8 protein-coding genes are annotated in these 13,018 nt (G+C 33.7%); all 8 read left to right on the top strand.

Annotated elements, in window-relative coordinates; all coding sequences use genetic code 11:
- Positions 1-90: 90 nt before the first annotated feature.
- The 8 genes from ACFCYN_RS17395 to ACFCYN_RS17360 all read left to right on the top strand — a co-directional run bounded on the left by ACFCYN_RS17395 (position 91) and on the right by ACFCYN_RS17360 (position 12,744).
- Positions 91-411, top strand: a complete 321-nt coding sequence (locus ACFCYN_RS17395; protein WP_098171986.1) for a YbjQ family protein — start codon at positions 91-93, stop codon at positions 409-411.
- Positions 412-924: 513 nt separating this feature from the next.
- Positions 925-1,575, top strand: a complete 651-nt coding sequence (locus ACFCYN_RS17390; RefSeq protein WP_172444685.1) for a YfjL-like protein — start codon at positions 925-927, stop codon at positions 1,573-1,575.
- A 720-nt stretch (positions 1,576-2,295) separates the two neighbouring features.
- Positions 2,296-3,858 carry an autoinducer-2 kinase gene (gene lsrK / locus ACFCYN_RS17385; RefSeq protein WP_375950636.1) on the top strand — a complete coding sequence of 521 codons (1,563 nt, stop codon included), beginning with the start codon at positions 2,296-2,298 and terminating at the stop codon, positions 3,856-3,858.
- Between the two features lie 19 nt (positions 3,859-3,877).
- The gene (locus ACFCYN_RS17380) at positions 3,878-4,246 is read left to right on the top strand and encodes a cupin domain-containing protein (protein ID WP_375950634.1); all 369 of its coding nucleotides are present in this window, start codon (positions 3,878-3,880) and stop codon (positions 4,244-4,246) included.
- Between the two features lie 3 nt (positions 4,247-4,249).
- Positions 4,250-5,041 carry a 3-hydroxy-5-phosphonooxypentane-2,4-dione thiolase gene (lsrF, locus tag ACFCYN_RS17375; RefSeq protein ID WP_375950632.1) on the top strand — a complete coding sequence of 264 codons (792 nt, stop codon included), beginning with the start codon at positions 4,250-4,252 and terminating at the stop codon, positions 5,039-5,041.
- Between the two features lie 1,165 nt (positions 5,042-6,206).
- Positions 6,207-6,401, top strand: coding sequence for a DUF2187 family protein (locus tag ACFCYN_RS17370; RefSeq protein WP_172444681.1), 195 nt, complete (start codon positions 6,207-6,209; stop codon positions 6,399-6,401).
- A gap of 624 nt (positions 6,402-7,025) precedes the next feature.
- Positions 7,026-8,273: a helix-turn-helix domain-containing protein gene (locus ACFCYN_RS17365; protein WP_375950629.1), complete on the top strand. Its 1,248-nt coding sequence runs from the start codon at positions 7,026-7,028 to the stop codon at positions 8,271-8,273.
- Between the two features lie 331 nt (positions 8,274-8,604).
- Entirely contained in the window at positions 8,605-12,744 is a 4,140-nt protein-coding gene (locus ACFCYN_RS17360) for a S8 family serine peptidase (RefSeq protein ID WP_375950628.1), read from the top strand.
- Positions 12,745-13,018 lie beyond the last annotated feature (274 nt).

Below are 13,018 nucleotides of genomic sequence, written 5' to 3'. Positions count from 1 at the left end.
CATACATTATTCAATATTTTATAAAGGGATTATATTCGTGTACACGAATTATTACTTTATACGTAGAAAAAATTTTATGGGGTGATATTTATGATGGTAGTTACAACTGAAAACATTGAAGGCTACAAAGTAGTAGAAGTGAAAGGTCCTGTATTTGGTGTAATCGTTCGAAGTCGCGGATTAGGTGGAGATATTTTAGCTGGTCTAAAAAGTCTTGTTGGTGGAGAAATCAAACAATACACTGCAATGCTTGAGGATGCACGAAAAGAAGCGATGGATCGAATGACTAAAAATGCTAGTGAAATGGATGCAAATGCAATTATTATGATGCGCTTCGATTCTGGAGAAATTGGTCAAAACATGAGTGAGATCGTTGCTTATGGAACTGCAGTTGTAGTTGAGAGAATATGATGAAAAACCTTGTAATTTCAAGGTTTTTTTTATTTTACTTTTTATAGAATTAAATATAAATAAAAAAAGTGCGGACAAGTTTACTAGAAAATCGGACGAAAAATCCCCATTAAGAAACGCCTAGTATACAGACTTTTAAAGGAGCTCGAGATCCAATCAATCATTAGGAAAAAGAGAAAATATCCAAACTATAATAATTATCTATTAAAAGAGCCAGAAAACATTGCTCCAAACCTACTAAACTGAGTTTTTACAGCTAATAAATCAAATCAAAAGTGGTTTACAGCCTTAACTACCTTCCAAGTAGGAGAAGAAAAATTACACTTATCAGCAATATCATTTATTCGTTATAAAGTAATATACCAAGCAGTTCAAAAAGAAAAGGATGTGAAAAATGTTATTCTCCACAGCGACAGGGGAACACAGTACACATCCAAGCTATACCAAGATACACTGGGAGAGTAGTCTAGCTAGGATTGAGAAGGAATAGGATGGAACAAAGGGGGAGACGGGATGAAAGTGTGGAAACTATTACTAAGTATCATCGCCTTAGTCGCCGTGGGAACTGTGTACTACACGTTTGCGAAGTTTTCTGGTACACCAGTGGGGAAATTCAAAGAAAAGAAACAGATGTTAATGTATCTTGAACAAAAATATCATCAACCATTCACGATCGATCTCGTTCAATATAACGGAGAAGGTGCAGGTTACTATGCAACAGCTTCGCCAAAAGCGAGTCCAACCATCAAGTTTGACGTATCCGTCTCGCAAGATGAAAAAAGCGGCTTTGCGGATTTGTATCCAGTAGAATTTTGGAAAACGACCGAAGCGGAGCCAATCAAAGCAACTATATCTTCCTTATTTCCAGATGCAACACTGACACTGGAACGGAAACTAGAAGAAGCGGTCGGACCGAACATCCCGACCTTGCAATCGCTTCATTACGACGCTGGGTATTCAGGGGTCTTATCGATTGAACAGCATCGTGACTGGTTTAAACTGACGGAAACAGAACGTCAAACCGAAATGAAAAAAATCAAAACCATATCAACGGTTCTTCAAACCATTCATTTTCCTGTTCTAACGTTCATTTTTTACGATTCGGATAACTATGTTCACCGAAAAGGCATCTATATTACGCAAAAAGGTGAAATCGTTGAATAAAAAAGAATGAGGTAACTAGCGTAGGTAAAGCGGTAGTTTTTTTGTGGTTAAGGACATCGTAAAATATGAATTATGTTTTCTGGAAATTCATTCGTATTTGTAGTTGATTTTTTTTTGCTTTGTGAAATCGATTCAATCATCAAGAAATTAGTCTTTTTCGGATGCCACCCTTAAAACAGAAATTCTAGAAATTGCTTCCATACCTGATCTATTTCTAGTAGAGTCACTTCGGTACGATTCATTGGACTTTTGTCACTACCCCAATAAAAAAATAGAAAACGCTTACAAACCATCCGATAAAAATTACGAATAATTCTTCTGTATTTGCGACAACTGTAGTTAATTATAACTGGAAAAATTACAAAAATATTACCAGTCTGAATTGAATTTTGAATGTTCGGAAAGTTTTTTGTAAGGTCTTAATATTAAAATTACGGATATATTTCTAATAAGTAGGTGAACAATTTTTTTTCATGGGAAACTTTCGTTAAGGGGTGTAGTAGTAGATGAGCCAAGATCGTATATATTGATTTGCCACACCATAAAAGGGTAATCGGAACGGACTTGAAGAGTCTAAGAGTATTAAATGTTATAGCCGTGCTGTCGGAGAGAAAAAAATTGAGGCCATCTACCCAGCTTTAATAGGAAAGGATATTACGGCGTTTATTACAGATGAAGTTACATCTATTTCATTACTCAATATGGAGGTGAAATAAAATAATGGCATACATTCTGGCATTTGATGCTGGTACTGGTAGTATTCGCGCTGTTTTGTTTGATCAATTAGGAAATCAAGTTGGGTTTTCACAAATAGAATGGAACCATTTATCAAATGAAAAGTATCCAGGATCTATGGATTTTGATTGGGAAACAAACTGGACGTTAGTCGTTCAGTGTGTACAGTCTGTTATTGAAGAAACAGGAGTTGACGCCAAAAATATAAAAGCGATAAGTGCCACGAGTATGAGGGAAGGAATTGTCCTTTATGATGAAACTGGTAAGGAGATTTGGGCTTGTGCAAATGTCGATGCTCGAGCTTCGGATGAAGTCAAAGCATTAAAGGAATTAGATCCTGAATTAGAATACAAGATTTATAGGGTATCAGGTCAAATGTTTGCATTAGGGGCACTGCCTAGACTTTTGTGGATAAAAAATCATTTACCAGAGATTTATGAAAAAGCCACTGTCATGACTATGATTAATGATTGGATTCTTTATAAATTGTCAGGGAAACTACAAGTGGATCCTTCAAATGGGTGTACTACAGGGATATTTGATATTGAGAAAAGGAATTGGGAAAGTGATGTAGTAAAAATATGCGGACTAAAAAATAATTTATTTCCGCCGGTAAATGAAGCTGGTACCGTTATCGGCTATGTGACGGATGAAGTAGCAGCGTATACAGGTCTGAATACAGGAACTCCGGTTATTTGTGGAGGCGGAGATGCTCAAATGGCTTCTGTTGGTGTCGGTGCGGTAAAAGCTGGGCAAGCCGTTGTATCAGGTGGATCATTTTGGCAACAGGAAGTTAATGTGAGTCAGTCTTTAGTTGACAAAAGTGGCCGTATCCGGGTTAACTGCCATGCAGTGCCTGAATTATGGCAGCTAGAAACCATTGCTTTTTTCCCCGGGCTTGTAATGAGATGGTTTCGTGATGCATTTTGTGATTTGGAAAAAACAGAAGCAAAAGTGACCGGTCGTGACCCGTATGAAATTTTAGAAGAAAAGTCAAAAAATGTTCCAATCGGGGCAAATGGGATTATTCCTATCTTTTCAGATACGATGAATTATAGCGCTTGGCGCCATGCATCTCCATCATTTATTAATCTCACTCTAGATCCTCTAAAGACTGGTAAAAAAGAAATGTTTAAATCTATTCAAGAAAATGCTGCGCTCATCACACTAGGGAACTTAAAGATTATAGAAGAAGAAACTGGTTATTATCCAAGTGAAGTAATTTTTACAGGTGGTGCTTCGAAAGGAAAGCTTTGGAGTCAAACACTTGCCGATGTCCTTGGAGTACCAGTGAAAGTACCTGTAGTTAAAGAAGCAGCAGCGCTAGGCACCGCATTATTTGCGGGGATTGGCATAGGAATTTATGAGAATATCTGTCAAGCAGTTAACCAAGTTGTAAAGTGGGAGAGGACACATATACCTAATAATGAAAACCATGACCAATATCTAGAAATCTATGAAAATTGGAGAAGTGTATATTTAGAACAGCTTCAACTAGCAGATCGTGGTTTAACCACTCATATGTGGAAGGCACCTGGTTTAGAATAACGTGAAAGAAGGTGAAGGGATGAAGAAAGTTCACGAAAATGACTTCGATTATCGGTTTGGCGATAACGGGCCGAAATATTTAACAAAAGGTCCGAACATAGATATTGGTGTGGTTGTATTGAAACCAGGTCAGGACTTCCAAAACCATTATCATACAGTATGCGAAGAAATTTTCTATATCCTAGAAGGGCAGATAGATTTCTATATTAATGGTAATAAAGTTCCTACAATACCAGGTGATATGATTCAATGCCACCCAGGCGATGCTCATTACCTTATCAATCAAACTGACAAAACCTTTAAAGCCCTCTTTATTAAATCTCCGCATATTTTGGAGAGAGATGTTGTTAATATAAAGAATCCAGTAATCAAGTTAAGGAGTGAATAGATAGTGAGTTGGGGATTTCAAAATCGATTAAACAAAATATTACCAAATAAGAGGGCAGTAATGCTTGCGATAGATCATGGATATTTCTTAGGGCCAATAAGAGGTCTAGAAAAGCCTGAGGAAACTGTCAGAGAATTACTTCCATACACGGATTCGCTATATTTAACAAGAGGTACACTTGCAGCATGTATTCCGAAAAATACGGAAAAACCAATGGTTCTTCGTGTTTCGGGCGGTCCTACAACGTTAGGGAAGGATCTAGCGAATGAAACGATCGTTACTTCAATAAAAGAAGCAATTCGCCATAATGTTGTTGGTGTAGGGGTTTCGGTTTTTATCGGATCTGACTATGAAACTCAAACAGTAACAAATCTAGCTCATGTTGTAACTGATGCTCATGATTACGGAATACCTGTACTTGGAATTACTGCAGTTGGAAAAGAGCTTGAAAAACGGGATGCCAGATTCTTAGCATTAGCTTCAAGAGTTCTTGCTGAAATGGGTACCGATATTGTTAAGACTTATTACTGCGACGACTTTGAACAGGTAACGAGTAAGTGCCCGGTTCCTATAGTTATTGCAGGTGGCCCAAAATTTGATACAATTCGTGAAGCACTAGAAATTACGTATAATGCTATGGAGCAAGGTGCAGCTGGTGTGGATATGGGAAGAAATATTTGGCAATCTCAGCATCCTCTTGCAATGATCCAAGCGATACATTCCATCGTTCATAAGAGATTCACAGTAAATGAAGCGGTAGATTTATATGAATCTTCTTCAAAAGTAAAAGCTTAATATTTGTAAACAAAGGAAACCTTTTACAATACCAGCCTAATGGTACGAACACAGTATCAACAGAAGTGGTTAGCAAACAAGGCTTTAAAGTGACGACAAGTCCAAAAACAATAACTGTATCACAAAAATAATTAATCAATTAAGAAAAGTGTAGGGATGTAAAAATTTCTTGCACTTTTTTATTACTCTAAAAGATTGTTAATTTTAATAAGTGAAAATTGATACGAGTTCGTGTTTTCCCAGTTTATATAGTAGCTCGAAAATGCAATTACACTACAGATATTCCCAGTACTTTAAAAAAAGAGACTGGTCTTTATTGTAGTTTATAGTATTCTTTCAATAGGGCATATGTTCGAATTAAATAAAAAAGACGATACCCAAAAATACCGTCGTTTCATTTTCTTATATATAGATTGGTGGGAAGCTGTTTTCATACAGGTTAGTGATTTGATTTCCGAAAAAGCTTTAATCGAATATTTTCCATAATCAACTTATCATGTCTTTCCTCTGCCTTTTGTTCATACTCCGTAATGCCTTCACTACTCTAGAATTAACCAGATCCCCATTAGCTTAGATTGAAATTCATAATCCCCTAGGTTATTATGAATTGGTAAATTTGATAGTTGAACAACCATTTTAGCCGTTTTTTTAACTGTCAAATCGTCATGTTTTTTATATTCAAGCATATTCTCAATGGCCATAAGGTTAAGAGTTGAAAAATTACTATGTTTCTTTACTATCTCTCTCGATGTCAAAACCTTCATTTTAGAGGATACTTACATAAGTACTTTCTTTAAGGTTAAAATTGAAAAGACGATGCTACACTCCTAAAATTTTATTATTCAATATAAATACTATTTTTATATCTAAAATTTTGGTAATATAATTAAAAAGTAGTTTGAAAGAAAAAGTAACTAAAATCATTACTACTTAATTTTTCATCATTGTATGAAACGAATAAAAAAATGTCCACTTGGTTATTTGTATAAGTTAGAATTACAAAAATGATTTAGTCGTATTACTCATTAGGGATCTAGCTAACTTGGTACGAATTAATGTTCATCTACATATTGATGAAGGAGTTTTCAATTGTAAATAAGAAAAATCAAAGTATAACAACGAAGTAAAACTAAGAAAAATAATGATGATGATTGGGGAGAAGAAGATGAAATTCAAGGCAGAAAAGATAGCTGAATTAGGGGAACATGTCTTTTTTAAGAATGGAATTAAAGGCATTGTTGAAAAGGTCAATGAAAATACAGTTATTGTAAATATAATTGATAATAAAACGGAATTGGTGTTTGAAGGAAACAGAACAGTTGTATCACATAAAAATTACAAAGTGATTGATGGTGTATGAAGCAAAATAAAAGTCAGTTATTCTTGAGTTATTAAAATTTATTCAATGAATATTCTAAAAATTGAAAATGTAAGCGTTTTCTGTTATACTCAATAGTAGGTTGGATGGCATGTGTGGCTATCATCGTATTTGGCGTAGGTGGGGCCAATACTTCGGACAGAGTCGATAGGGCTCGTGTTGTTATGTTTTCTGAATTAGTTGGCATTTTGTTATATTCTTGATTTCTAAATGAAAAAATAATTGATTGATGAAAACTTAATTTAATAAGTTTGATGGATTTGGTAAAAAATAAAACTGATCCATTAATGAATTTTTTTAACAATACGAAAGCGACTCTTACATAGTGGAGTCGCTTTCGTATGTTTGGATACGATTAATTATATAAGTTTATGTTAAGTGAACATAAATTAAAGTGAATTTTATTTTTAAAAAATTGAATATATAATAAATTTACTCTTCAGCTAAATTGTAGAATTTTTTAAAAAAGTAAATACGATGGAGGTTTATAGCATGAATTTATTAACAAATGGTTATGAAGGAATGGGTTATGGTATAGATTATGATATCGATCTAAGTAAATAATCAATTTGACCCCTTTCTGTAAGTTAAATATGGAGGCAAATCATGTTAGTCGGCAAAATAATTAAGTTTTACCGTGTTAAAAATGGAATTAGTCAATCAACGTTATGTAAAGGAATATGCTCTAAATCATATTTAAGTAGATTTGAAAGTGGAAAGTCTACTTTATCTCTTGAAATTATAACTATATTATCTGAACGATTAGGTATTGATTTGAATGAAAAGTTAGATTCTTATAATTGTATTGAAAAATATTTAGATGAGTTAAATACAGCTCTTATAATGCAAAAAACTGATCAAATTGATGAAATCTATAACAACCTTCAGAATATCCCCTTTGTTACGTCAACAAAATATGCAGTTCAATCTTTATTATTGGTGGCTAGATTTTATCTTCATAAGAAAATGTTAAAAAAAGCTAAAAATACAATTGATAAAGTCGAAAGAGAATATTTACATCTTACCGATTATGAAAAAAATTTCCTTTTGCATGTGAAAGGTATATATTACATTAGTAATTATCGAACTACTGTAAGCGTGGATATGAGATCTGCTGTAAGAGTATTAAATCAAATAAATAGTCGCACATATAAAAATAAAGAATTTTATTACCATCTAGCACTAGCACATCATTTTGCAGGCTCTAAAGTATTAGCATATATCTATGCAAGAAAAGCACTATACTATTTTAACAAGACTTATAACTATAATCAGGCAATAAATGTCCAGTCCTTATTATTATTTCAACACGATCATGATGAGGACATTAGCTTTGAAGAGTTAGTCCAAAAATACAATACTATCATTCATACTTGTGAAATTGTAGGTGCTCATTTACAAAAAGGGATATTATTAAATAATTTAGGTGTTATATATTTTAAAAGAAAAAATTACGAAAAAGCCTCATCATACTTTAAACAATCTCTAAGTTTAACAGAAAATTCTTCAATCTATTATTTGCGGCGTTTTTATAATTATATTGAAGCCTGTACTGAAGGAAATTTACTAAAAAAAGAAGAACTATTAGAGTTAATCGACTTAGGTAGTATGCAAGCTGAAAAACGTCAAAGTACAATACATTGTACTTTATTTATGCTTTTAAAGTTGAACTTTGAAAGCAATAAACAGAGATATTTTGATTTTTTGAGTGAAATAGCCATTCCACAGTTTAAATCAACAAATAACCTCTCTTATTACGGACAGTATGGAAAAAAACTATATTCATATTATATTGAGAATAATCAGTATAAAAAAGCAATTGAATTAGAGCTAGAATTTAGTTCAACGATTTAACTTTTAAAAAAGTAATTAACTAACATAACTTGTTAGTTAATTACTTTTTTTGTTCCAATATAAAAACTATTGTTTAATTTTGCTTGTTACGTAACAAATCGGTAGAAATACGTCGAATTTAATCGAAAAACCAATTTAATATCGGTAAAAGTACTGAAATAGGGAGATAGATAACCCGATTGTGCATTTTTAGAATATTCCTAATAATTAGTAGTAGGAAGTAAAGTTTAGTGAAGAAAAATATGAATCTTAAAAAGTACTTAAGCCTTTTAAAATATTTATTTAGCATTCATTGGATTTTACTTTAATTATAGAATGGAGGAGGAAAATAATGAGTAATAAATATGAGAAAGGTAAGTTTATTAAAGGATTTACCTTATTAGCCCTAACATCAAGTGTAATATTTTCACCACTTTCATGTGGAACAAATGTAACTAAAGCGGAAGGTATTTCAAAGGCGGAGTCAATTTTAGCTAATTTAAGTCCAGCACAAAGACAATCTTTGGAAAAACTTTCTGAAGATGAACAATCCGGTTTGTTTCTAAATTCTAATGTAAATCTAGAAAGTCCTGGAAATGTGTCAGTCATTGTTCAATTTAAAAATAAACCACATAAGGCTGCAGTTTTAGAAGCAGCTGTAAAAGGGAAAATCTTGTCAGATGCTCAAGCAAATGAACGTGTTAACGCAGATCATACAATGTTTAAATCAGATTTGGAATCTACTTTTAAAGCTAAATCAGATGGCACCTTTAAGATTAAGCGTGAATATAAAAATGCATTTAATGGGGTTGCGCTAGAAGGACCAGCAAATAAAATAAAGGATTTAATGAAATCGGGTGCTGTACAAGCTATATACAGTGATTCGACTGTAAAGGTAGAGCAACCAATTAATAAGGTACAGCTTTCAAAAGAAGCTCAAGAACAAGGGTTGGCGGATGAACGAGCTTATCTAAATATTAATAAATTGCATGACGAGGGATATACAGGTAAAGGTATTAAAGTTGCCGTACTAGATACAGGGGTTGATTACAATCATCCTGACATAAAAAATGCATATAAAGGTGGATATGATTTCGTTGATAACGATAATGATCCAATGGAAACGACCTATGATGACTGGATAAAAGCTGGAAAACCAGGAAACGACCCATTAACATATGTAACAGAGCATGGAACACATGTATCTGGTACAATTGTAGGACAAGGAAAAAACGATAGTAATTATGCAACGACAGGAATAGCTCCAGGAGCTGATTTATATGTATATCGTGTTCTTGGTCCAGGTGGTAGCGGATCAAGTGATGGTATTATTGCAGCAATTGATAAATCAGTTGCCGAGGGAATAGATATTATGAATCTGTCATTAGGATCTAACTATAATGACCCGTTATTTCCAGAAAGTATTGCGATTAACAATGCAGTATTAAGTGGCGTGACAGCAGTGGTTGCTGCTGGAAATGCAGGGAATGGTATGTATACTGTTGGTACACCTGGGGGAGCAGCTTTAGCACTGACAGTCGGAGCTAGCGATGTACCACAACAAATTCCGACGATGAAGGGACATCTTGATAGTATAAACTCAGAAATGCGTTTATTAGGAAAAGGATTTAGTGATGAGCTTTCAACTTTAATGGACAAGACATATAGTATGGTCAATATACCTGGAGTTGGTCAAGCTAGTAACTACACAAACCTAGATGTTAAAGGAAAAGTTGTACTAGTCGCACGTGGAACTAATACAATTAATGATAAAATTTTACAAGCAAAACTAAAGGGAGCTGCGGCAATTCTTATGTACAATAACAATGCAGCTGAAGGATTTATGCCGTTCTATTTAGGAGAAGGAACTGATTTTATCCCGTCATTTAATTTAACAAATGCTGAAGGGCTTTTGTTACAACAAAAAATTACAGCAGGAAAGACTCAATTTTCATTTAGCGATATTGGTCAATTCACATCGGCTGGTGATTCTTTAGCAGATTTTAGTTCTCGTGGACCAACTCGTGTAAATTATCAAATTAAACCAGAGATTACAGCGCCAGGAGTAAGTGTATTATCGACTGTTCCAGGTTTTCTTCACAATCCAGAGGATCCGACTAATTATCAATACTCTTATGATCGTTTGTCTGGAACATCGATGGCTACACCGTTTACAGCAGGCGTTGCAGCATTATTATTACAAGCGAATCCAGACCTAAAACCAGAAGATGTAAAATCAATTTTAATGAATACTGCAGACTCATTAAGTAAACCATACAGTGTATTTGAACAAGGTGCAGGACGAATTGATCCTTATGGCGCAATTCATTCGACTATTGAAATGAAAGTAAAAGAGTCAACACCAACAATCATTAATGGAAAAGAGAAACAAATTAATATTGATACAGGTGCGCTTAGCTTTGGGAATGAGGTCTTTAAAGGAAATGATCTTTCGGATACTCGTTCAGTTACTTTAATGAATAGAGGAGAAAAGGAAAAAACTTTTGATGTAAATATTAATTATCAATCGAACTTACGTAATTCAAAAGATGCAAAAACAAACGGCGTAACAGTTCTGACAGATTCAACTGTTACATTAAAAGGAATTAGTAACAAGAAAATAAATGTTACATTAAATATTCCTAAAACAGCTGAAAAAGGTATATACGAAGGGTATGTCGTGTTTACAAACAAGGCTAATCCATCTGAAACGTATCGAATTCCATTTGGTACACACTTTGTGGAACAAGGTATTCAAGACTTGAGTCTTAGTCGCCAATCGATGTCATCTGATCGAAATAATTTATCTAGCCCATTATTTAATCCTTATGTATTTGCTAACTTCTCGTTAAAATCTCATATGAGATACTTTGATATTGTAATAGCAGATGCGAATACAGGTCAGGACCTAGGTATTGTAGCTAGTTTTGACGGAATGAACTACGCTGAAGGTACACCTTATTCTGTTCAAGCATTTATGGGGGTTTATTATCCATTTACAAATGATCCCAAGAATCCAATTAGTTCAAAAGCGGTGTTAGCAAACGAGGGGCATTACAAAGTAAAATTCATTGGACACGATGATAACGAGAAGAAATATATGGTTTCACAAGACTTATTTGTTGATAATACGATGCCAAATCTATTTGATATACAAGTCGAGGGAGAAAAAGCAGGTAATCCATTTGTTGAGTATAAAGCAGATCAACAAACGCTACCTTTCACTGCTAAAGTAAATGACAAGGTAGTTGATCTAATGAAGTCTGCAGGATTAAAAGCAGATCAATCCCAAAATACAATTGCTTATTATTATAATAGTGCGTTTGCATCTGGAACGTTAAAATTAGATGGAAATGGACAATCTAAAGACGAAGTTGCCATGAAACCAAGCTTATCAGCGTTAAATGTCCGTTTTGTTGCAGGAGACCAAGCATCAAATTATTATGGCCTAAAACAATATTTCTTTGTTAAAGAAGGAACACCTTACGTTTATGGACAACCAAATATTCCAACGAGATTAAATTTTGCTAATGCACATATTGGTGACACGGTTACTATTACACTAACTGCCGATAATGTTAGTAAATTGAAGCAAGCGAATTATAGTTTTACAACAAGCACTTTAGATACGAATATCCTAAATATTTCTTTAAATCCCGAAGCGCAAAAACTTGGCGGACAATTAGATGTGACGACGACTAATCCAACAAGTACGACAGTTAAATCAACTGTTGATGTGTTATTTGACGGTTCACAAGAAGTTTCAGGGGATCTGCCAATGGTTGACGTAACGTTTAAAATACCGAATATGCAAGATATTTCTCCGTATGCTAGTCTTAACACAGTTAAATCAACATTTACTAGTATCGATAACACGGTGACAAATCCACTGACTTTTATAGCACCAATTGCAATTTTACCAAATTTCTCAAGTGTAATAAGTTATATTCATCCAGAAAGCTTCGAAAATGCGGATGGAACAACGAAAAAGGTCGATTTTACGAAACTTGGGGCAAATGTAACAATAATTGACAGTAAAGGTAAGACATACACAGGTTCAATGGATACGAGAGGACAATTTTATATTTCTGGTTTACCAGTAACGAAGGATAAGTTTACTGTCATCACTGATATTCCTGGACATTTTACGACATATGGGGAATTTGATAATGTGTATAACACGATGGATGGAGAAATGTATGGAATTTATAAGCGATTAGGAACTGAAACAATTGATGATGCAATTGCAGGGGACATCAATAAAGATAATGTCATCGATCTTTTAGATGCATTAGCAATCCAAACTTATTGGGGAACAAATAAACGAGTAGCGGATATCAATTTTGATGGAACCGTTGACGCAAAAGACTTTGCATATGTAGAAAAGAACTACCTAATGCAAAATCAAGCTGTTGATAATGCTCCTAAACCTGTAAAGAAATATAAAGGAAAATCAATTACTGATATTAAGGCTGAATTAGGAATTCAATAAATCTAATTTTAATATTTGATAAAAAGTACATCAAATTAGAAAAAAAATTTTAAGAGGGAAGAGAAGGCAATCTAACGTTGGCTTCTCTTCTTTTATTATTCGAGAGTATAGCTTTTCATGTCATTACAGTTAAATATATAAAATTCGTATAGAAATAACTTAAAACACTGAAATAGAAAACCGTCTAAATAAAGCATATGTATATGAAAATATAAACTGACTTCTACAAGAGTATAAGTTTTTGATATTTTATTTAGTTATGCAATATAGCACA

This window comes from Gottfriedia sp. NPDC056225, assembly GCF_042267765.1.
Lineage (GTDB): Bacteria > Bacillota > Bacilli > Bacillales > Bacillaceae_G > Gottfriedia.
This window is presented reverse-complemented; position numbering and strand designations above follow the sequence as displayed.